The organism is Streptomyces sp. NPDC097640, from assembly GCF_040302705.1.
In the GTDB taxonomy this organism is placed as follows: domain Bacteria; phylum Actinomycetota; class Actinomycetes; order Streptomycetales; family Streptomycetaceae; genus Streptomyces.
In genome coordinates this window covers 1-22065 of sequence record NZ_JBEOSB010000024.1, presented here as the reverse complement: position 1 = coordinate 22065, position 22065 = coordinate 1, and the positions used below count along the sequence as shown (strand labels likewise).

Genomic DNA, 22065 nt, shown 5'->3' with positions numbered 1-22065 from the left:
TTACGGCTTGTCGAGCACCGTCCCCGTCAGCACCGGCCTGTCGGGCAGCGGCTCGGCGTTGCGGTCGGTCAGCGCGAGGCGCATCGACTCGGTCGGCTCGGCCACCTGGTCCCGCACGGTCGGCACGACGAAGTCCACGCTGGTGCTCCCAGGCGGGATGTTCAGCCACACCCACAGGTTCGCGTCGGACAGCGGCCGCTCCGGGTCGGGCACGTCACCGGACCACTCCTGGAGCCACTGCGGGTCCACGTCCTTGGTGGACAGCTCGGCGCCCTCGGTGACCGGAAGCACCCGCACCGGCTGCCAGATCTCCACCGCCGTGGGCGCGTCCACCGACATCCGCCAGGTCAGCGCCTCTCCCTCGGTCACCCGGTCCACGACCGGCGACAGGGTGATCACCGGCTCGGGGTCGTCATTCTCGACGGTGAGCCCGCCCCGGTGCTTGCCGACAACGGCGTTGTGTACGGCCTTGACCGCGATGTCGTGCTCTACGTCGTCGCCGTAGACCGTGTCGCCCTTCACCTCGACCGGCACGTCGATCCCGTCGCTGCCGGGCCGTACGGTCACGAGGCGGTTCTCGGCCCGGCCGCTGTCCAGGTCGAGGACGTACACGCGGACCTGCCCGCTGCCGTGCCCGGAGATCTCGACCGGAATCCGGTAGGTACGGGTGCCCGAGTCGCCCTCCTTGACGACCGCGCGGCCCACGTCGACACGCGGCAGTGCGGCCGCCTTCACCGCCAAAGTGCCGGGCGCCCAGCCCCAGGCGTCCATCAGCCAGGCCCGACCGGACTGCGAACGGGGCGTCAGCTCAAGGGACTTGACATGCCTGAGATCGAGCCCGGCCCGGGTCGCGGCCGACAGCGGGACACGCAGCTCCTGAGCCCAGTACGAGGCGGTGTTCACAGAGCCCGGAAGCCCGTCCACCTGGACCGAGCCCAGCGTCACCCGACGGTTGGAGGAGTCGGTGACGGACACGTCGAACTTCGTGCCGGTCGTGTTCGGCGGTACGAAGACCCGGAGCGCGAGCTTCTGGGAGCCGCGGAGGGAAAGCGGCTTGGCCGGAGTGATACGCGCGGCCGTGCCCGGCGCGGACCACTTCAGGTCCACCGCGCTGCGGCCGGTCTCCTGTTCCGTCTCCCACGACGCGAAGTGCGGTGACGATCCGAGGGTCTCCGGGTCCAGACAGGCCACGGCCGGGTCGGGGTCGATCGCCGAACACAGCCGCGCTCCGGTCACCTTCGTTCCGCCGTCCGGCAGGAAGCCACCGCTGCGGCGGCCGCCGACCGCGTGGGTCAGCACCCGGACCGGATCCGCGGACGGGGCCCGCTTGCCGGAACCGTCGAGCAGCGGACGCACCCGATCGTCCCCGGCGAGGAAGAGCCGGGCCGCGGCGGCGATGTATGTGGCGCCCGCCTTGTGCTGCTGGGCGGCGGTCAGCCGGGTCGCGGCACCCGGCGTGCACACCGGGTCCGGCTGCTCCGGGTCGGTCCCGAAGTCGTCCATGGCCGGTGCGACGGCCTCGCCCGGGGTCCACTCGCTGTTGAAGTAGTTGTGGTTGGCGCCGACCATGTAGACCGCGCTGTGCAGTGCCGTACCCCGGCTGATCCCGCGCGTCCCGTCGACGAAGTCCTCGCCCTGAAGGTTCGACACGTCGCCGTCGCAGCCCGGTAGCAGCGTCACGGACGGCACGTCGGCGACTGGATTCTGGCCGAAGATCGTCGGCCCGATGAGCACAGTCCCGCGCACCTTCCAGCGCACCGGGCCCCGGTAGCCGTCCTCGGCGGCCGGCGGGGGATAAAGGCTGTCCATGGCGGTCCGGTTGACGCCCTCGCCACCGCGCGAGTGGCCGACGAGCAGGACCTGGGAGAGGTCCGCCTTCGCCACCTCGCGTACGACGGCCGGGGCGGAGGAGCGATGGGCGGTCCAGTCGGCCCAGCGGGCGAGGTGCTGCCGTACCAGCGAGGATCGCGCCTGCGCGCCGGCGTCCTCGGGCTCCCAGTCCTGGGCGTTGATGCCGTTCGCCGAGATCGACACCGTCACGTAGCCCTGGGAGGCCAGCAGTTGCTGGTCTCGCAGATAGCCCAGGTAGCTCGGGATCGGCTTGTAGCCGTCCGCGCAGGGCCAGTCGCCGGTCACGTCGTCCTCGGATCCCGGTTTGTAGCAGGTGTCGTGGCGGCCGTGCAGGAACAGGGCGAGCGGTCGGCTGCCGGTGGCACCCTTCGGTGCCACCACCTCGGCGGTCATCTCCACCGGGGTGTCGAACCCGGGCAGGCGCACCGGGTCGAGGTCGTACTCCCCGGTGACCGTGCGGTACGAGCCGGGTTTGCCCGGATCAACGCCGTTCGCCGGCGCCTGCGCGGGCATCCGTGCCCTGCGCGAACCGGACTTGTGCGTGTCGTCGGCCGCCGCGTCCAGTCGGCGCCCGGCGGCGGTCACTTGAAGGCCCGCCAGTTTCTTGGGCAGCGCCTCGTCGAGGGCGAGCCGGAAGGTCCGCCCGTCCCTCGCCGGCTTCGGCACCCCGAGCAGCCGGTCCCCGGTACGGAACTCGACCCGCGCATCCCCCATGGGCACGGCCTTCGGCGCACGCCAGACCAGCTCACGCGCCCCGCTCTCCCCGTCGATCCGCCACCCCGGCGGAAGTGGGTTGTCGTCCGCCGCGCTCAACGACCTCAGTTCGTGGGGCTGTTCAGCCTGTGCCAGTCCGGGCGAGCCCGCTAAGGCCGCCAGCACCGCCACGGCGGTCACACATATTCGCCGGGCACGGATCAATGGCCCGCTCCTCAAAACCTCGTGCGCAGACGTCCCGTCGGTCCCGGGCGCCTCTCGCGTCACCTAGGACGGGGGCGAGGTGTCTGTGGGTTGTCTGTGAGGAGACGCAGATAGCGGGCGGGCGACGCGATCAAGCCGGCGCAGTTGCGGGGAGGGGGGCTGTCCGTTCGTTCACGGCCCTTAACGAGCGAGGCCTCCGTCCCTGGATAGGGGCCAAGCTCGTGGCAGACCCGTCATTCGCTCGACCGGCCCGGTTGCGAGACCGGGAACCAAGGAGTCCGGAGGTCCGGCAGCGCGAAAACACGCGCTCAGGACGACTTGACCGCCATCGTCGGCTCCTTCCGGCAGCGGGTGGGGGTCTGGCTCCCCGCACCCGCCGGGGATGGTCCCGAAGCCCGACCCGAAGTACGCGACGACCTACCAGGCCTCCCGCGGCGGGCACTACCCGAAGCCGGAAACCCCCACCCCCGGCCAGCCCAAGACGGGACGATGATGACATGACGAAGCCACGACTCAGTGAAGAGGAGCACGCAGAGATCGGCCGCATGCTGGCCCAGATGCAGGCCGACCTCACCCACCTGTCCGTCAAGCTGGGAAATGCCTACCTCCTGCAAGGGGAAGAGGCCGCACCGGTACGGAAGGTGGAAGCCGTCGGGCGAGCGTTGGAGACCGCGCGAGGCGCGGCAGGGCCTCACTTGCACCACGAGAGAAGGATCAGCATGACCGACGACCTGGTGTGGTTCCTGATCCGCCGGTTCCTCGAAGACGAGTTGAACGCCCAGCAAGCAACGCCCGGTCCGTGGTCACTGCGCTGGCACGGGCAGACTCTCCATGTCGGTCGCGACGATGGGGGCGAGCTCGACTGCTGGTTCACCTACGCCATCCCTACGCGTGAGCCGGAGGTGCACGAGGCCCGAGCGGAGTGCGACACTCGTGACGCCGAGTACATCGCCCGCCATCACCCGGCCCGCGTGCTCGACGAGGTCGAGGCCAAGGAGCAGATACTGACGCTGCACCGCTTCGAGCCGTTCGAAGGTGACCCGGACCGCGGCTTCTGCCGTGAATGCCAGCGCGGCGGAGCGGCGGGAACGTACCCGTGCCCGACCGTGCGCCTTCTCGCCCTGCCTTATGCCAGCCACCCCGACTACCGGGCCGAGTGGCGGCCTTAGCAGGCCGGCTGTCAGCTCCTGTCCGTACGCGCTGAGGGGCGCCGCTACCCGATCTGCGTGGGCTGCGTACTACTCGGGCAACCCGCCTCGTCGACCAGCGGCGGGGTGACGGGATGTTCGCCCTGAAGGGTGTCAATATTCCAATCAGGCTGCTGAGCTGGCCTGTGGGTGGTGAGGCAGTCGGGATGGCAGGGGGTGGTACTCGTTGAGCGGCCTGCCAAGTACCTGGCGGCGCCCGACCACGGCAGCGGGCAGTGGGATGAAGTTGGGGTGGTCGTCGGGTGCTCGTAGGTCCAGGCCGCGGTGGGCCCATCCCGCGTTGTAGTGCTCGGCGTACTTGTTGAGGATCGTGCGCAGGCGTCGTTCGCCGGTGATGAGGAGGCGGTCGGTGCATTCGGCGCGGGCTGTGCGTACCCATCGTTCGGCGAACGCGTTGGACCGTGGGCTTTGCGGCGGCGTTGGGATGACGGCTGTGCCGTTGCCGGCGAAGACGGCGTCGAATGCGGCGGACCTACGATCACTGATCACGCCCATACTCGGACGACCGCAAAGCACCAGGTCAAGTACCGTACGTCAATAAAGACACCCTTCACGGACCTGATGGGCCTGGAGCCGGTGCAAGGCGGAGCCGGTAGGGACGGCTGTGCCACGCCCAGCCTCGCTTGAGGATCAAGGAACAGAGGCCCAGCGTGTCAATGGGTAGCGAGCCGGCTGCGGCTCGAACCTGTGGCCATGTGAGCTCTCCCCGGGCGCTGAGGGCGGCGGCGAGTGCGTTTTCCAGGCGAGGATCGACGGCGTGATGCTCAATAAGCCCGCGGGTGCGGTTGCCGTCCGTCGCCACGAGACCCCAGCCCCGGCTCCGGCAGAACTCCTCGGCGGCTTGGTACTTTGCGACGTTGATGGCCATCGCCATCTCGTAGACCGGCTTTACTTCGATGAGAATGCAACGCCCGTCCTTGGTAGCGGCCAGGACATCCGGGTAGTAGGTGCGTTGTTGACCCGCGAATTGGTAACTGATGGCCAGGGGCTGCTCCTGGTAGTACGCGATCTGCGGGGCGAAGCTGAGCAACTGGATCACGCGCAGCTCGGTCTCCGACTCGTACGACACATCCCGGTCCAGCTTCGGACAGCGCCACACTCCGAAGCGTCCTCGCGCAACAACGCCCTCGTCTTCGCGCAGGGATTCGAGTTCGGACCGTGGCGGGGCCGGCTGGAGGGCCCCGAACCAGTTGATTTCGCCTTCCAGGGCCGTCCAGCGTCGGGTGGCGCGTTCGATGTTTCTCTGTCGCGTTGCTTCCCGACGAGCGGTCTCGTGACGCAGGATGCGAATCGTCGATGCCTCTGCGGCGAGATTGTCGGCGCGGACTTTGTCTGCGCCCGCCAGCCTGGCCAGTAGAGGGATGGCTTGCCGAGGTGCTACCGAGGGCAGCAGCACCTCTGCCAGGTCGAGTAGGCGTTCAGCAGCCGGGGGCCCGGCCTCGGGTGGCACGCGCTCCACGCAACTCAGCTCGGCCAGTATCTGTCGGAGCTTCCGGCAAGCCGGGGCAGCGGTCTTGGCCAGGCGGCGAATGGCCCGCGTCTGTAGTTGGCGAACCCGCTCCCGCGAGATGCCGAGGGCTTCGGACACCTTCTCCAGGGTCTGGGCCGGCTGGTCATGAAGACCCAGGCGGCGGGAGAGCACCTCCTGGTCCCGCTCAGCGGGCATCTCGCCCACGGCCGCGGCCACGAGTTCCCTCAGCACCAGCACCGTGTCGGCATCGCGTTCGCTGATCAGGGGCCAGTCGGCTGTCAGAGCAACGGCGCCAGGACACACGCACTCGAGCAGCCAGTTGTCCATCAACAGTTGTTGGCTGTCGTGCCACAGCCGCCGGGCTGCTGTCTGTCGCACGTCCACGGGCGTGGCCGCTAGGTCGTGCACTACCTTTCGGGCGAGGAAGACCTCGCGGCGTTCGGGAATCAGTACATGCCCTGTCACCTGCTCCCAGTCGGCCAGTACCCCGGCCGTTTCACCAGCTCCCGCGGCCGGTACCGGCTCGGCTGCGGAGTGCCGGCGCTCGCGCCGCTGGTGGCTTTGCCGCTCGTCGCGGACGCTTCGCCACGCGTAGTAGGGATCCGAGGCCAGCTGGGCTCTCAGCCACTCCAGCGGATCGTCGACGACAGGGCCGGACTGTGGAACGAACTGGTCGAGGCGCGCGTGGATGCCGCCTTCTGTACGCCCATGCCGCTCAGCAAGCCCGGACAGAGCCAGCCCCTCGCGCACACCCTCGACAAGCCGAGCGTCCTCCGCGTCACTCCAGGCACGGCCGCGCCTCGATCCGGGCGCCGGATGCTGCATGCTCTCTCCCCATGGTTCTGGCCGCTGTGGGGCAGTATGCACGAGGTCTGTGCATCGGACACCAGCGCATCGACAGACTCCGTCCGGCCGGTAGAGGGCGCCTGGCGGCGGGGCTGGTGAGGGGCGGTGGTGCTGGCATGCAGGGCTTGGGCGAGGGCGGTGTCGCGTTCCATGTCGGACCAGGCAGCGACGAGGGGTTCGGTGACGGTGCGGGCGACCTTGTCACCCTGGTCGGGCATGTGCGTATCCCGGGTTGGCCAACCCCCTCACCTTGGCCATCGCCCTCCCGGCCACCGCGGTCTCGCTCTGCTGCGCCGCGCTCCTGGCATCCGCCGATGCGCACGTCCACCTGGTGGGCCTCGCCGGCCCCGGTGCCGCCGCAGCCCTGCTCGCCGGACCTCGCGGTCGCTGAGCACCGGATGGTCGATCAGTGGGTGCTGGCAGCCGACAGTAGACCCGCTGGACCGCATCGTCGTCCCCACATCGTCCCTACCGTTCATCCGTGCACGCAGCATCAGTGCGGCGAAGACCTGATGTTGAACGAGTTCCGCCTCGCCATCAGCGTGCTGGACCAGGTCTGCCGCCTGCTCGGCGAACTCGGACAGGGAACCGCCCTCCAGCAGCACCGCTTCCAGATCGCCTTCAGTGAGGGACAGCGGTACAGGCCGGCCCGTCGGCCAACGCTCCGCGCAGTTCCTGTCAAGGATCGCCGAGATCCAGGCTCGGAGCCGCACTCGGATCTGCGCGTGTGCGCGGGGATGCCACTGAGCGAGGACCTGCGTCGGATGCGTTTGTGGGAGCGCTGCGTTGACACTTGACGACTGCCGTCTACGGCCTCGTAGGGAACTTGACAGCGCACCAGATCTGCAGGAGTGGGTGGGCAAGAGGGCCCGCTACGGCCGGTTCGCCACGGAACCGTCGCCCGGGGAGCCGGGGTATCGCCGAGATACGCGTCAAAGGGGCAATGTGATGATTTTGAAGCCCTGACTGGCCCACCAACGGCTTCGGCGCCGTCGAGCCCTCAGTGGGCGCCGGTGATGTCGAGGCGGTCGGCTGAGAGATCGCCTCGCCTCACATGGAGATCATCACGGCATGGGGCTAGTCACCACCCGAGTAGAAGGCATGGCAGGATCGCGGCCATGTCCCTCAGCGTTCCCCGCCTGCGGATCGGCTCGACCGAGATCATCGCCCTCGCCGACGGCGAGGGCCCGTTCTTCTCCCCGCGCGCCGAGGCATTCCCCGAGGCCACGGTCGCTCAGTGGGCCGAGGTCGACCGCTACGACCCGGGCGCGGTCGACGCCGAGGGCCGCTGGCGGCTCCAGTTCCGCGCGTACGCGATCCGCGGCGACAAGGGACTCACCGTCGTGGACGCCGGGATCGGTCCGGCGGACAGCCCGGCCGGCTCGTGGGCGCCCGTGCCCGGTGCGCTCCCCGAGTCGCTGGCCGCCGCGGGTATCGACCCGGCCGAAGTCGACACCGTGGTGCTCACACATCTACACACCGACCACGTCGGGTGGGCGGTCGTGACCGAGACGGCCGTCCCATCAGCGGGCGGCGCGGTGGACGGCAACGCTTCGACCAACGGCGCGACCAGCGGCCGCCGCCCCTATTTCCCGAACGCCGAATACCTGCTCCAGCGGGCCGAGTTCGACGCCCTCGACGCGCTCAACCCGCAGCTTCGCGAGACCCTCACCGACCCGCTCGCGGCCGCCGGTCGGCTCCGGCTCCTCGACGGGGACACGCCGCTGCGCGCCGGGCGCGCGGTCGCCACGCCTGGTCATACGCCCGGACACCAGAGCGTGCTGGTCGCCGACGGGCGCGAGTCGGCCCTCGTGACCGGCGACCTCCTGGTGCACGCCCTCCAGCTGCTCCACCCCGAGCTCGCCTACGCGCACGAGGCCGACCCTGAGGCGGCCAGGCACTCAAGGGAGCGCATGCTCGGCCGCGAAACCGCCACCACGCTGCACCTGGCGACGCCGCATTTGACGGAGCCGTTCCTCTCGGCGTGATCGCGTGAAGGGTGTCGTTATCGCCGTATGGTGGTTGGCCTGGGGCTTTGCGATCGCCCCAGTGCGGGCATGATCAGTGATCGTGGGTCTGCGACTGCTTTACCTGATCTTTTGCCGCCTGCTGTGCTGCTTCTCGTTGCTTGGCCGCTCGACCGCTGCGAACAGCGCCGAGATCCTTGTCCTTCGTCATGAGGTCGCCGTGGGTCGCCGGCCTTCTTCGTTATGGAGATTGCCACCCGGCGCGTTCACGTCCGGGGTGTCACCGCTCACCCGACCGGCGCATGGGTCACCCAGCTCACCCAGCTCGCCCGCGACCTGCTGATGGATCTCGAGGAGGGGGCGGGGTGCTTCCGGTTCCTCCTCCGTGACCGGGACAGTAAGTTCACTGCCGCCGACGACACTTGCGTACGGTCCTCGACCAGTGCGCTGAGCACTACAACGCCGGAGGAGCTCACCGCAGCCTCGGGCTACGAGCACCCGACGAGGCCCCGCACCTCATCCCGCTACCTGCTGGCACAGTCGGGCGCCGACAGGTACTTGGTGGACTGCTTGACGAGTACCAGAACACGCCACTCCGATTGCCTCACCGTCCACAGGGAAGGCCCAGCTCAGCAGCCTGATCGGAGTATTGACACCCTTCAGGCAGCTGCGCGGTAGCGCCATCTCGAGCGACAGCGGCCAGATTTCGGGAAACCCGATGCACCGGCCACCACCAGGTCGGATGAGATTTCCGGCAAGGGCAGGATCCGTTGACCATGGTCTAGGCATCCGAGTAGGAACCAAGCCGCGCCGATCAATCCCACCAACCTGCACAGCCGCTGAGCAACCTATTTCGTTAGGCTATAAGGAACTGCTCAAACGACTGTGCGCGCACGCCCAGCGGACCGCCGTGGTTCTCCCAGGAAAACACCTGCCCGCGAACGCCGTCACGCTCGGGAGCAAGGTCGATGCAGTGCAGATTGCCGCCACTGTCCTGCGCGAACGGAATCCAGCCGGGATGCCACCACCGGTATCGGACGGACCCGTTATCCGGATCCAGCTCGTGCGGCTCCGCGCTGTCAAAGGTGCCCTTGGCGAGAAGATCCGTGAGTCCGCGCCAGCGGCTCAGGATATTCGGCACCGACATCCCGTCATACTCGAACACATCCAGACCAGCAGAGCCGCCGAAAAACCGCAGGTACGACCGGAAATCGGCTGGCAACCGTTCACCGACCGCGGCTTCGAGTTCGGCGATCGCAGCCAGATCCGCTGCACCACGTCGGCTACTCAACCTCTCAGTGGCACTGACGGCATGCGCGGTGAGCCAGTCGGCGATGTCGGATACGGTCGTGGTCAGCCGCACGGTGAAGGCGTCCATTTCGGCGGAATCCAGTGCCTCCTGGTGCACGAGCGGTACTGCTGTACCGGCATGAGCGGCACGCCATTCAGCTACCTCGGATGCGCCATCGGTCAGATCGACCGCCCCGACCTTCCGCAGCAGGGCTGCAATATCGCGGTGACGGTGGAAACGGGCGATGCGCAGCGCGTTGGTCCTGCGATTCCCAGCCCCCTTCACCGCGAGCACGTCCGCCCCGGCTGCCAGCAGCACCTCCACGACTCTGATATCCCCGCCCTGTACGGCCAGCATCAGCGGCGTCCAACCATCCGGGCGGGACAAGCTCGGATCGGCTCCAGCACGCAGCAGGGCGGACACCATCGGCAAGGGCTCGTCAGACCCGAGCGCGTGGGTCAGCACCGTCCCGACATCTGGATCGTCCGGGTCGTTTGGGTCACCCCGATCGCTGTGGTTTACGTCGGCGCCCGCGCTGATGAGGTACTCGGCAATCGGAAGGCAGCCGTTTTCTGCGGCACTACTCAACATTGTTGAGCCTCGAAGGCTCCCGGGAACCTGTGCGTCGACCGGTAGTCCCGCGGCGATGAACGGGCTAACCAATTCCACCGCACCGGTGTCGACGGCCCGGAAGGCGACCAGATCCACCAAACCGTAGTCGTCGTACTCGACTGCTGGATCGATACCCTGAGTGAACAGTCGACTCAGCGCGTCGGGGTTATTATCGTCGATCGCGGCAAGAAGCGCGCGTGCCGGTTGCTGCACCCGCGGACGCTACCACGCTTGGTTGGCTTGCGCAGATTCCGGACCATGTCCGCCTGGTTGTCGGGCACCACACCCGATAGTCACGCGCCGACGTTCGCGCCTATGGGTGCCGGAAACGGTGTCACCCCTATGCGACCTGTGTGTATCCAGCGTTCTGCGATGGCGTTGCGGGCACCGGACCGGATTGACAAGGTGTCAGCCGGAGCTGCCTGCGCTGGCGCGATGGCAGACGCGCGGGCTGTGTCTTCCCCGAGTTCTATCCGTCGATGGAGTCGATGAAGTCGCTGCCGTGGATCGCCAAGAACATCCGCGACGTCCAGGCACGCGGTGGCCACCACGGAAAGCTCAATGCCGGTCCGCCTCTGCACCGGGAGGCAGACCCTGTCAAGGTCGGCCAGAGCCAGCAGGCGGTGTGCGGGGGCCGGCGGCCGCCGGCTCGGGGCCTGTCGTGTGACGAGTGCCCATTTGCCGGCACTCGCGAGGGCGGCACGAGTCTGCCGGCCAACAGCCGGGGCATCGCCTGGGTTCGCGATCACGAGCAGGACCGGCAAGGCGGCCGCACAGGGACCTTCCGCAAGAAGCAGCGCGTGCTGGACGGGGACGCTCTCTGGGTCGAAGTCCGGCCCAAGCCCCCACAGCCATAGGGTCCGTCGTAGCCCGGGAGCGGGTGCGGCGGACCGCGCGTGTGCATCACCAACGGCGGAAGTGATGAACACCAACAGCAGGCTGGTCTGGGTGTCCTTCACCCCCCCGGTACGCCGCGGACCCGCTCCAGAGTGTGGTCGAACTCCGACAGCGACGTGGCACACAGCTGTACGACCAGGTCCCCTCCGGGAAGCCGTGAGCTGGTCGACGGTGGCGTCGATGTACCGCGTCGTCCACCGCGTGTCCGGGGCAAACGGGTGAACGGGGGCCGTTTACGCAGGTAGAACGCTTGCGGTCGCGTCCGTGAGAGATCGGTGCCGGGGGCGTGTCGTCGGGTGAGGCGGCGTCCGGGGGCCAGCGTCCCGGGCGACTTCGCGTACCTGCTCCTTCGGCAGCCCGGCGGATAGGCTCGACAACGTGTCGCGAGATCACCAAGGCCCTGATTCCGGGCACCGAGAGTCGTCCATGCACCACCCGGACCCGCGGTATGCCGCGCGACTCGCCACTTATGGGACTGTGGCCACGCACCTGTCCCTGCTGAGTGACCGTCGGCTCGGCGAGATGGTGGCCGCAGCGGACCCGCTCGGGTCCGGCATCGGCGGCAGGTCGGCGGAGCTGGACATCGACGGCACGCGGGTGTTCGTCAAGCGGATCCCCCTGACGGAGACCGAGTTGCGGCCGGAGAACGCGCGGTCGACGGCGAACCTCTTCGGACTGCCGATGTTCTACCAGTACGGGGTGGGCTCAGCGGGGTTCGGGGCCTGGCGGGAGCTGGCCGTGCACGCCATGACCACCAACTGGGTCCTCGGGAACGAGTACGAGGGCTTTCCGCTGATGTACCACTGGCGCATCCTGCCCGACTCACCTCCCGAAGGGGTCGCCGCCGAGTTCGGGGGCATCGACGGGGCGGTCGTGCACTGGGAGGGATCATCGGCCGTGCGTGGGAGGCTGGAGGCTATCGGCCGGTCTTCGTCCAGCCTGGTTCTCTTCTTGGAACACCTCCCGCAGACCCTTGCCGACTGGCTGCACGACTACCGGACCGCCGCGCCGGAGGGTGGGGAGAGCTCGCCGTACCGGTGGGTGGAGCAAGCCCTGGCGCGCGGCACCGCCTTCATGAGCTCGCACGGACTCGTCCACTTCGACGCCCACTTCGCCAATGTCCTGACCGACGGTCGACTGCTGTACTTCGCGGACTTCGGACTCGCCCTGAGCTCCTGCTTCGAACTGTCAGCGTCCGAGGCTGAGTTCCTCTCCGCCCACCTCGTGTATGACCGCTGCCACACCGTGAGCCATCTGCTTCGCCACCACCTGCCCGATGGCCTGCGCGGCGATAGGGAACACGAGGCGTTCCTGCGCGAGTGGATCGCCGGCCACCAGCCCGGTGACGTCCCGCGTGAGATCGCCGCGATCATCGACCAGCATTCCCGGGCTGCCGTTGTCATGGGCGAGTTCACCCGCCGTCTGCTCACCGAGAGCAAGCGGACGCCATTTCCGACCGCCGAGATCGAGCGGGCCTATCGCACCACTGCGGTCGCGGCGCCCCACTGAGGCCAGATTCCGTAGAGGATCCGCCGTCAGGACGTCTTGGGACGGGTGGTGTGCCGGGGGCCGAGGTGGCGTCGCAGCTCGAGGTTCTCGCTCTCGGCGGCTTCGAGGGCTTGTCGCAGGGCCTGGACCTCGTCGCGGTGCTGCCGCTTGAGCTCAGCGAGCAGCTGAGCGGTGACGGTGCGCACGACGCTGCTGGGCGAGTCGTCGGGCAGTTGCGTGGCGGGCCCCGGCGGATGGCTTCGCTGCCGGGCCTGCTCGCCACGGCGGCGGATCTCGGTGCAGCGGTAGAGGAAGTCGAGCGAGACGTCGGCGGTTTGGGTGGGGCTGCGGAAGGTGATGGAGGCCTTGCCGAGAACCTCATCCATGCAGGTCAGGCGGGCATGGTGATATGCGTGGAGGAGGTCCAGGAGCTCGTGTCTGCAGGTCTGTCGAGGCGGCCACCTTCACTCCCAGCACCAGCAGTTCGCCGTGCAGACGCCTGTAGCCCCAGTTCGCACTCTCTCTCGCCAGGCGCAGTACCAGAATCCGGATGGAGCGCACGGTACGAGGCCGACCGGGTCGCTTGGGCGGTGATGAGGCGGCATGCCGGCTTCTCGCGAGGGCGCGATGCCAGCGCAGTACCGTGTCAGGACAGGGCGGGCAACGGCAGCCGGTGCAGCAGCGCATCCAGGAGCGCCCGATCGCTCGAAGCGAACCGTAGTTGGGCGCCGCCGAGTTGACGTTCGAGCACCGTGATCCGATGGCGGAGAGCCAGGATCTCCGCACCCTTGTCCCGGTCGCTCATCGGCAGCAGACGCAGCAGCGTGAACGGTACCCCGCCAGCGATCCCTTGGAGCCAGCCGTCTGGCGGCGGACACGCCCAGGTCCTCCCACCCGGCCCATGGCTCGCTGGCCTCGGTCAGGTGTCCTGTACGAGCAACCGCCCCTGCTTGGCGTCCGGCGAGACGAACGCGAACGCTGTAGGCGCGGCGCCGAGATTGAGGTGGAACGGCTGGAAGTTCGGGCTCAGCTGCAACGCCAGCTTCCAGAGGCCGCCGTCAGGCCAGTCATCGCCTTGAAAGAACGCCGGCGTCCCGCCGATCTTGGCACCGCTGATCTGCTCCCAGTATTGATCGTGATCATTGGGCGGAAGCCTCCCGTGGTCGTGCTGAGGACGGAAGTCGGGGTCCTTGTCCGGCTGGAGCCGGACGGTGTACTCGGCGTCGGACCCATCCTCGATGTGGTACAGGCTGGGCCCGGTGGCCATCGGGAGCGTTGAACCGCCGTAGACACCACCCGGCTGCACGATGACCGCGTTCGCGCCCTCGTCGGGAAAGGCGATGTCGGGGTCGAAGAACGTCTCGTCGCCGTGGGCCGCGTGAGTCACGAAGACGTACGCCAGCTTGCCTCGCCCCACGTCGCCGAGCACGGCCCCGAGCTCGATTTGGCAGATGAAGCGCATCGGCTCATCCCATGCGTCATTGACCGGCCACTGCGGCTCGGAAAGCCACACGGGCTGGCCCCCGAACTTGGTGACCGGGGCGGTGATCGGCATTCCGGCGGGAACGAACGCACCGATCCTCAACGTCGGAACCATGAGCACTCTCCTCGTCGTGACGGCCCAGGAGACGAGTGTGCCTCGTCAGCCCAGACTGCTGACCTGGCGGCACCCGCACTGCACGCGGCAACAACCCGCAACCTGCCCCAGGGCTTGTTGATCGTCTTCAGCTGACGGACTGGGTGAAGATGTCGTTCGCCACCTTGTGGGCCAGGTCCCTGTCCTTCTCCGGCACGTCCACCTTCACCCACATCCGCCAGGTCAGCTGCCTGCCCTTGCTGTGCCAGATGAAACTCCGGCGCAGATACATGGTGTAGCGCTGCTCCCGGTCGATCGTCTTGGCCTCCTGCGCGTAGGCGGCCGTGCCGCGCTCAGGGGACGACGGGACGCTCGTCCACCGCGGATCGCCGTACTTCAGGAGGGCGCGCTCGTAGGCGTCGGCGTCCCGTTCGTGGCAGGAGGCCCCGCAGCCGAGGTTTGACGCGATCCGGATCTTGATGTCCGGCACCTGTGCTGCCGCCGTCGCCGTCGCCATGGCGCTGCGCTCACACTCGTACGTGAGGAGATCGCCCTTGCCGCCGGTGCGGCAGAACAGCGGCTTGGGCGCGCGGAAGGCGAACGGCAGGCGCGAACTTGCCCACACGTACGACCGCTCCTTCTCCTTCCAGGCCGCCCCGTAGTCGGACTGGCCTGGATATGGGTGTACTTGGCCGGCCGGGTCCCCTGCTTCGGGACCTCCGCGCGCGGAACTTCGGCCAGTCGGCGCCTGCTCGCCGTCAGCGTCCCCGTTCCGTGCCCGCCACCGGAGTCGTCCAGGCCCGAGCGCCGGAAGGCCGGTGGCGGTTCCATCCGTGACTCAACGCGTGGCGGGGAGCCGGCGACCGCTGCCGGAACGCGATGAGGTGGCTTGGGAGTCACCGCGAGTGGTCACCGGGGGCACAGTGGCGCCAGGTTCCCCCGGGCTCTTCGGCGAGGCGGGCTGTGGTGTCGTCGTTGTAGCCCAGCATCCGGGCGACAACCGGGGCCGGGGCCCGGAGGACGAGGTGGCGGAGCCGGAGTTCCAGAGTGCCTGCGGCCATGGGTTGTCCGGCCCGGCGGCCGGGGAAGGGCCGTCGGGCGTTGGGGTTGGTCGCGGTCATGGTGTTCGGCCGCTGCCCCAGGTAGTCCGGCAGCATCCCGGCGAACGGGGCTGGGACGGGCGACGGCGGGTCACCGAGTGGGACGAGGACTTCGCCGTCTTCGTGCTGGACGTCGTCGGTGCCGAGCCGCGCAATCCGTGTCAGCGGCTGCGCGTGGAGGAGGACGAGCGCGGCAGCCACACGGTCCTGGAGCGGGACGTCGTCGTGGTCCACCAGCACAGGGCCGACTTCGGGGTGCTCAGTTGGCTATGCCGACGGGGCGGTGCGGACAGCGGTGCTGGAGCTCATTTCGGTTCCCCCCGGGGGTGGTTTGTGTCGTTGTCTCCTCGGTACGTCACCCACCCTGGTCGAGGCCACTGTCGCTGGGCTGCCGCCCCACTCACGCCCGGCTAAAACGGCCCAGCGCTCGTCTCCGACGATGGTGACCAGTACCCCCGCTCCGGCGAGCGCGACCGTCAGCGGCTGGGTGCGCACCGGGGAGGGGGCGGCACTCGTCGCAGACGATCGGTGCGGGCGGCCGGGTCTTCCGCACGGCTTCCCAGCTCTGCCCGCACCCGAGGTCCGGCTGGTGCCGAGGGCATGATGGCGCACCCCTGGTACCCGGGGCGTCACTTGAGGGACGCCAGGGCTACCGTGGTGCCGCCTTCGGGCAGCACGAGCCGGAAGACGCTTCCGCGGCCCGTGGCGGTCTCGAGTTCCAGTCGGCCGCCGTGGCCCTGGGCGATCGCGCTCGCGATGGCCAGGCCGAGGCCGGAGCCGCCGTGATCATGGGAGCGGGAGGGGTCGACCCGGTAGAAGCGTTCGAAGACCCGCTCGGCCGCCTCCGGGGACAGACCGGGGCCTTGGTCCGCCACCTCCAGCACACAGATCGGCGCCCCTTCCCGCAGCGGTGGCGAGGGACTGATCCGGCCGGGGCGGTTGGTGCCGCCGGTCGTGGGGCCGGCCCGCCCGGTTCCCACACGTACGTCCACCCTCGTACCGGGCGGAGTGTGGGTCAGCGCGTTGGACAGCAGATTGCCCGCGACCTGCCGCAGCCGGTGTGGATCGCCGGTCGTCTCGACCAGTTCCAGTTCCTCCTCGTCGGTGGCCGCCCCGGTGCTGAGGGTGCCCAGCCGGATCGGGTGTCCGTGGCTCTGGTGTGCCGCCGCGCTCACGGAGTCGGCGGCGACCGACAGCAGGTCGACCTGCTCGCTGCGGTAGGCGGGTTCCTTGTCGAGCTTGGCCAGCAGCAGGAGGTCGTCGACGAGCAGGCTGATCCGCTCGGCGTTCTGGGCGATCAGCCGGTCGGCCTCGCGCCGTTCGGCGCTGGAGCGTCCCTCGTGGCGCAGGGCCAGTTCGGCGAAGCCCTGGATGGATGTCAGCGGTGTGCGCAGTTCGTGTCCGGCGTCGGCGACGAAGCGACGCAGCCGGGCCTCGGAGGACTCGCGTTCACGGAGGGCTTGTTCCAGTCTCTCGAGCATCGAGTTCAGCACGGTGCCGAGGCGGCCCGTCTCGGTACGGGGGTCGGTGTCCGGCAGTCGCAGGCTCAGGTCGCTGACGGTGATGTCCTGTGCGGAGCGCTCCATGCGGGTCAGCGGGAGCAGGCCGATCCGGACGACCCATCGGCTGAGGGCGATGAGACCGGTGAGGGTGGCGGCCAGCACGATGGCGTTGAGCCACAGCAGCTTGGAGGTCGCGCCGTCGAACGTGTCCAGGGGCAGCGCGACGACGTACCGGGTGTGATCGGGTCCGGCTTTGGTCCGGATCCGCCAGTGGCCGTCGCCGGAGACGGCCGGGACGGTGGTGGGCCTGCCGTCGGCCGGGGGCAACCGGTCGACGGCAGCGGGGAGATCCGGCCCCGGGGCCTTGCCGCCGCCGAGAATGCCCCGTTCGTGGCCCGATGTGTCGTAGAAGGTGAGGCGGAAGTCGGAGGGCAGGGTCACCGAGCCGGGGTTCGGCGGCCGGGGCAGCCGCTCGGGATCGGCGTCTCGGGCGAAGGCCTGCTGCGGCAGGACGAAGTCGTCGAGCTGCTGATCGACGCGGCCCAGCAACCATGAGCGCAGCACCAGGAATCCGATGGTCTGCGCGGCGAGGACCGCGACGGCGGCCAGCAGCGCCGCCCCCCACACCAGGCGGCTGCGCAACGATCCGGGCCGTTTGGCGTGCAGCCGGATCCGGCGGATCATCCCTCGGTCCATGGGGTGTGGTCGCGCGGTAGGCGCAGGCAGTAGCCCACGCCCCGCTGGGTGTGGATGAGCGGGGGATGGAGGTGGTCGATCTTGCGCCGCAGGTATCTCACATACGTTTCGACGATGCGGCCGTCGCCGGAGAAGTCGTAGCCCCATACGCGGTCGAGGATCTGGCCCTTGCTCAACACCCGGTTGGGGTTCTCCATCAGGAACGCGAGCAGCTTGAACTCGGTGGGGGACAGCGGGATGTACTGCCCCGCCCGATGGACCTCATGTGCCCGCTCGTCCAGTTCGAGGTCCGCGTAGCGCAGCACTTCGGCCTCGTGCTCGCCCGCGTCGTACGGGACGTCGTGGCCCGTACGACGCAGGATGGCGCGGATGCGCAGCAGCACCTCCTCGATGCTGAACGGCTTGCCGACGTAGTCGTCGCCGCCCGCGCCGAGGCCGGCGATGCGGTCGCCGACCTCGGTGCGGGCCGTCAGGAACAGGACCGGTGTGCGCACACCGACCGCGCGCAGGCTTCGGGTGACCTCGAAGCCGTCGAGGTCGGGCAGCATCACATCGAGCACCAGGAGGTCGGGGCGGAAGCGCTCGACCCCCAGCAGGGCGTCGCGCCCCGTGGCGGCACTGCTCACCTGGTATCCGGACAGGCCCAGGGCCGACTCCAGCAGCAGGCGGATGCCGGGGTCGTCCTCGACCACGAGGATGCGGTGGGTGAGCTGGGTGGCGGGCTGCTCGGCCATGTCGTGTCGCGGTCCGTTCTGCCGTCGCTCACTGTGTGACGGCTATTTCTTGGCGGCGCAGTCGTACAGCGTGGTGGCCGTTCCCATCATGCCGGTCCGCCCGGAGGCCTTGTTCCCGGAGCCGCCGGTGCTGCCACCGTAAGCGGAGGCCGGGACCTTGGTGCAGTGCTCGCTGATCCACTCGGAGCGCTGGGAAGCAGCGCTGTCGCCGCCCGCCATCGCGCCGAAGGGGGTGCCACCCGAGCGTGCGTCGGAGCCCAGGACGTAGCGCAGCTCGCCCTTGCTGGTCCAGGTTTCCAGCTGGTGGACGGACGGCGCGTCGTCGGTGCCGATGAAGCCGCCCATGCCGATGACGGTGGCGTCGCTGTTCAGGATGAACGTGGACGCGGCGTTGGCGCCCCCCTCGACAGCGAGGCTGATCCGGGCGGAGCCGGAGTGCTCGACCGCGTAGTCGAGGATCTTGCGCTGATCGGCGGTGAGGTCCGTGCCTCCCAGAAGCCGGCCCAGGCCGCCCATGCCGCCCATGCCTTCCGGGCTGCCGTTGCCGCCGCTGCCACCGCCGAAGCCGGGAAATCCGGAAGGCATCCCCGAAGGCATCCCGGACGGCATCCCCGAGGGCATCCCGGACGGCATACCCCCGGGCATCTCGCCCGTGCCGCCGCCGAAGCCCCCGGGCAGCCCGGCCCCCCCGGGGCCGGCGCCCCCACCGGGGAAGGAACCCGAGCCGAACGGGATGCCCCCGGCCGGTCCGGCCATGGGGTTGGTGCCGCCCATCACGGAGGTGGCCCCGGGAACACTGACCGCCCAGGCACCGGGCGCCAGCAGCACCGCCAGCACGGCGCCGCCCAGCGCGGCGGGCAGCAGTCTGTGCTGTAGGCCCGAGAGCAGCAGGAGCGCCACCGCGCCGAGTCCGGCGACCACCACCAGCCACGCCAGCCAGCCGTTCCAGGACGACTGCCGCAGGATGACGACGACCGCCCAGACCATCGTGACCAGGACCGCCCCGGTCCCCGTCGGCAGGGCCCAGCGGGCACCGGCCCGATGGGCGCGGGCCAGCATGGTCGCAAGGCCCGCGGTGAGCGCGGCGACGGCGGGGGCCAGCTGCGTCGTGTAGTACGGGTGGAACGTGCCTTCCTGGGTGGAGAACACCAGCCCGCACACCACCAGCCAGGTCCCCCACAGGACCCACCCGGAGGCGGCGAGCGGCTCGCCCGTGGTGGTGCTGCCCCGTCGGCGCAGCACCGCCACGGCCACCGCCACGCCCAGCGCCACCCCGCACAGCGGCAGCAGCCAGCTGATCTGGCCGCCGACCTGGTCGTTGAAGAGCCGGCCGAGCCCGGCCGCGCCACCGAAGGAGATCCCGCCGGTCATGCCCCCGCCGGCCATGCCCCCGCCGGCGCCGCTCTCGCCGAAGATCCGGCCGAGCCCGTTGTATCCGATCACCAGGTCCCAGGCCGAGCCGTCGTCGCTGCCGCCGATGTACGGGCGGTCGCCGGGCCACAGCGCCACCATGGCCACCCACCACAGCGAGGACACCGCCAGCACCGCTCCCGCGATCAGCAGCCGCCGCACCCGTACGAGCCAGCTCCCGGCCGCGCCGATCAGCCACGCCGCCGTGAGCGCGGGGAGCACCATCCAGGCGGCCAGCATCTTCGTCAGGAACCCGACGCCGATCAGGAAGCCACTGCCGCACAGCCACCACAGGGCCGTCCGGCCGGACGGCGCCTGGAGGGCCCTGGTCAGCGCGTACGCCGCCGCCACCAGGGTCAGCACCAGCAGCGTGTCCGGGTTGTTGTCGCGGTTGATGGCCACGGTGATGGGCGTGAGCGTCATGACCAGCGCGGCGAGCAGCCCGGCGCCTTCGCCCGCCCAGCGGCGTACCGTCCGGTGCAGGACGAACACCGCCGCGACGCCTTCCAGCAGTTGGGGCAGGATCATCGCCCAGCCGTGCAGGCCGAAGACCTTGGTGCTGATCACCTGCGGCCACAGCGCCGCCGGCGGCTTGTCGACCGTGACCACCCCGGCCGGGTCGAACGCGCCGAAGAGGAAATTGGTCCAGTTACGCCCCATCGACTTCACCGCGGCCGCGTAGTAGCTGTTGCCCCAGCCGAGGGAGCCCAGGGCCCAGCCGTAGAGCACCGCGGCCAGCAGCAGGATCGCGCCGAGCGTGGCCGGGGCGGCCCAGCGGGGCAGCACACGGCCGGCGACGAGCGGTGGCGGTGCGCTCGCGGGCGTGGTCGACGGTTCTTGTGATGTTCGGGTCACGGTGTGCTTCGCTTTCCTGTCCTTGGGAGAGAGGGGGATACCGGGCTCGGGGCCGGCGACGGGGCTCAGGGGCGCCGGAAGACGGCCAGCCGCAGCACGAGGAAGCGCACGGCGGTGACCAGCACGGATGAGGCGATCAGCACGAGCGTTTCGGCGCCCGGCGAGGCGTCCGGGCTGCTCTCGCGGTACAGGAGCACGGCGGCGGAGGTGACCAGGTAGCCCAGGACGAACAGGGCGCCCGCGCCCAGGTGCGCCCGTCCCACCCCGGTCTCGGACCAGCGGAACGTCAGTCGGCGGTTGGCCTCGGTGTTGAACACGGTGAGCACCAGCAGCGACACGAGGTTCGCCGGCGCGGGCGGCCACCAGCCGCGCAGCAGCCAGTAGAGCAGCCCCTGCCCCAGCGTCGAGACGACGCCGATCGCGGCGAAGCAGCCGACCTCCCAGGTGAACCGGGAACGTCCGGTGTCGGGGGCGAGCACCGCGTCCGGGTGTTCCGCGGCCGGAGCGGGACGGCGCGGCAGCGCGACCCGGGCGGCGCCGGACGCCTTCAGCCGCGCCATCCGGTAAAGACCCCGCAGGTCGTCGGTGGCGGTGCCGACCACGTCGACCCGGGTGTCCACATCTTCCACCCAGTCGACCGGGACCTCGTGGATGCGCAGCCCGTTGTGTTCGGCCAGCAGGAGGAGTTCGGTGTCGAAGAACCAGGCGTCGTCCCGGGTCTTCTCCAGCAGCGGTCGCAGCACCGCGGTACGGGCCGCCTTGAAGCCGCACTGCGCGTCGCTGAACCGGGCGCCGTGGGTCAGCCGGATCAGCCCGTTGTAGCAGCGGGAGATCAACTCGCGGCGGGGCCCGCGCACCGTCCGCGCGCCCGGCGCGAGGCGACTGCCGATGGCCAGGTCGGAATGGCCGCTGGCCAGCGGCGCTATCAGCGGCAGCAGCCCGTCGAGTCCGGTGGACAGGTCGACGTCCATGTACACGACGATGTCGGCCTCGCTCGCGCCCCACACGGTGCGCAGCGCCCGGCCGCGGCCCTTGCGGTCCAGGTGGAACACCCCCACCCCGGGCAGCTCATCGGCCAGCTCCGTCGCCACCTCGAAGGTCCGGTCGATGCTGGCGTTGTCCGCCACCGTGATCCGCCACGGGTACGGCAACTGCTCACGCAGCCGGGCGTGCAGGGTGCGCAGACAGCCGGGCAGTGCGCGTTCCTCGTTGTACACGGGCACGACGATCTCTACGGTCGGGGGGTTCGTCCCGGACGGGTCGGAAAGATCAGGGCGGGCCGCGGGCTGGAAGCCGCCGACGGTACACAGGCCACTGGAAGTCTGGGGCATGGAATCCTCGTACGGAGAGGCGACGGTGGGGGTATCGCGTCATCCGGCGGCATGCGGGCGGGGCGAGCGGTGACGGGACGGCTCCGGCAGAACGGGCGAGCGCGCGGAGGCCCCGGTACCCGGCATTGCCGACCGGACAGCGAGCTGCGCAGAACCCTCCCGGCCCCAACCGGGAATCCCGCGACAGCGAGCTGGGAATTCGCCGAGAGTCCGCTGGGTCCTTGCTGAGAGCCGTCGGACCGGGCGTGGGGGGGGGGGGGGGGGGGCTGCCGGACGGCCAGCAGTCGACACCGCAGGACGCGGACCCGCGCA

18 protein-coding genes are annotated in these 22065 nt (G+C 69.6%); 5 read left to right on the top strand and 13 right to left on the bottom strand.

The window, feature by feature from the left end; translation table 11 throughout:
- The gene (locus tag ABTY62_RS32135; RefSeq protein ID WP_352132948.1) at positions 1–2745 is read right to left on the bottom strand and encodes an alpha/beta hydrolase; all 2745 of its coding nucleotides are present in this window, start codon (positions 2743–2745) and stop codon (positions 1–3) included.
- A 521-nt stretch (positions 2746–3266) separates the two neighbouring features.
- On the opposite strand from ABTY62_RS32135, the gene ABTY62_RS32130 reads away from it, so the two are divergent.
- A complete protein-coding gene (locus ABTY62_RS32130; protein ID WP_352132947.1) occupies positions 3267–3938 on the top strand; it encodes a DUF6221 family protein in 672 nt (223 codons plus the stop codon).
- A gap of 144 nt (positions 3939–4082) precedes the next feature.
- Here the strand turns inward: ABTY62_RS32130 and ABTY62_RS32125 are convergent, their stop codons facing one another.
- Both ABTY62_RS32125 and ABTY62_RS32120 read right to left on the bottom strand, forming a co-directional pair.
- Positions 4083–4472 carry an integrase core domain-containing protein gene (locus ABTY62_RS32125; RefSeq protein ID WP_352132946.1) on the bottom strand — a complete coding sequence of 130 codons (390 nt, stop codon included), beginning with the start codon at positions 4470–4472 and terminating at the stop codon, positions 4083–4085.
- Between the two features lie 55 nt (positions 4473–4527).
- Complete coding sequence (locus ABTY62_RS32120; protein ID WP_352132945.1) at positions 4528–6273, bottom strand: TnsA endonuclease N-terminal domain-containing protein; 1746 nt, start codon at positions 6271–6273, stop codon at positions 4528–4530.
- Between the two features lie 335 nt (positions 6274–6608).
- On the opposite strand from ABTY62_RS32120, the gene ABTY62_RS32115 reads away from it, so the two are divergent.
- Positions 6609–7091 (top strand): hypothetical protein, encoded by a 483-nt coding sequence (locus tag ABTY62_RS32115; protein ID WP_352132944.1) that lies wholly within the window; start codon positions 6609–6611, stop codon positions 7089–7091.
- A 321-nt stretch (positions 7092–7412) separates the two neighbouring features.
- Complete coding sequence (locus ABTY62_RS32110; RefSeq protein WP_352132943.1) at positions 7413–8282, top strand: MBL fold metallo-hydrolase; 870 nt, start codon at positions 7413–7415, stop codon at positions 8280–8282.
- Positions 8283–9117: 835 nt separating this feature from the next.
- On the opposite strand, the gene ABTY62_RS32105 is transcribed toward ABTY62_RS32110, so the two are convergent.
- Complete coding sequence (locus ABTY62_RS32105) at positions 9118–10377, bottom strand: SMI1/KNR4 family protein (RefSeq protein WP_352132942.1); 1260 nt, start codon at positions 10375–10377, stop codon at positions 9118–9120.
- A gap of 266 nt (positions 10378–10643) precedes the next feature.
- Between ABTY62_RS32105 and ABTY62_RS32100 the strand changes: the two genes are divergently transcribed.
- Together ABTY62_RS32100 and ABTY62_RS32095 are read left to right on the top strand one after the other, a co-directional pair.
- Complete coding sequence (locus ABTY62_RS32100) at positions 10644–11021, top strand: NucA/NucB deoxyribonuclease domain-containing protein (protein WP_352132941.1); 378 nt, start codon at positions 10644–10646, stop codon at positions 11019–11021.
- Between the two features lie 466 nt (positions 11022–11487).
- Positions 11488–12570 (top strand): protein kinase family protein, encoded by a 1083-nt coding sequence (locus tag ABTY62_RS32095; RefSeq protein WP_352132940.1) that lies wholly within the window; start codon positions 11488–11490, stop codon positions 12568–12570.
- 26 nt (positions 12571–12596) lie between these two features.
- On the opposite strand, the gene ABTY62_RS32090 is transcribed toward ABTY62_RS32095, so the two are convergent.
- The 9 genes from ABTY62_RS32090 to ABTY62_RS32050 form a co-directional block, all read right to left on the bottom strand.
- A complete protein-coding gene (locus ABTY62_RS32090; protein ID WP_352132939.1) occupies positions 12597–12935 on the bottom strand; it encodes a hypothetical protein in 339 nt (112 codons plus the stop codon).
- 260 nt (positions 12936–13195) lie between these two features.
- Entirely contained in the window at positions 13196–13354 is a 159-nt protein-coding gene (locus tag ABTY62_RS32085) for a hypothetical protein (RefSeq protein ID WP_352132938.1), read from the bottom strand.
- A 114-nt stretch (positions 13355–13468) separates the two neighbouring features.
- Entirely contained in the window at positions 13469–14146 is a 678-nt protein-coding gene (locus ABTY62_RS32080) for a DUF1963 domain-containing protein (RefSeq protein ID WP_352132937.1), read from the bottom strand.
- 127 nt (positions 14147–14273) lie between these two features.
- A complete protein-coding gene (locus tag ABTY62_RS32075; protein ID WP_352132936.1) occupies positions 14274–14750 on the bottom strand; it encodes a hypothetical protein in 477 nt (158 codons plus the stop codon).
- Positions 14751–15021: 271 nt separating this feature from the next.
- Complete coding sequence (locus ABTY62_RS32070; RefSeq protein WP_352132935.1) at positions 15022–15459, bottom strand: hypothetical protein; 438 nt, start codon at positions 15457–15459, stop codon at positions 15022–15024.
- A gap of 395 nt (positions 15460–15854) precedes the next feature.
- The gene (locus ABTY62_RS32065; RefSeq protein WP_352132934.1) at positions 15855–17411 is read right to left on the bottom strand and encodes a sensor histidine kinase; all 1557 of its coding nucleotides are present in this window, start codon (positions 17409–17411) and stop codon (positions 15855–15857) included.
- Entirely contained in the window at positions 17408–18157 is a 750-nt protein-coding gene (locus ABTY62_RS32060; protein WP_352132933.1) for a response regulator transcription factor, read from the bottom strand. Before ABTY62_RS32060 ends, ABTY62_RS32065 begins: the two co-directional genes overlap by 4 nt.
- A gap of 42 nt (positions 18158–18199) precedes the next feature.
- Positions 18200–20422: an ArnT family glycosyltransferase gene (locus ABTY62_RS32055; RefSeq protein ID WP_352132932.1), complete on the bottom strand. Its 2223-nt coding sequence runs from the start codon at positions 20420–20422 to the stop codon at positions 18200–18202.
- 65 nt (positions 20423–20487) lie between these two features.
- Entirely contained in the window at positions 20488–21753 is a 1266-nt protein-coding gene (locus ABTY62_RS32050; RefSeq protein WP_352132931.1) for a bifunctional glycosyltransferase family 2/GtrA family protein, read from the bottom strand.
- Between the last annotated feature and the right edge of the window lie 312 nt (positions 21754–22065).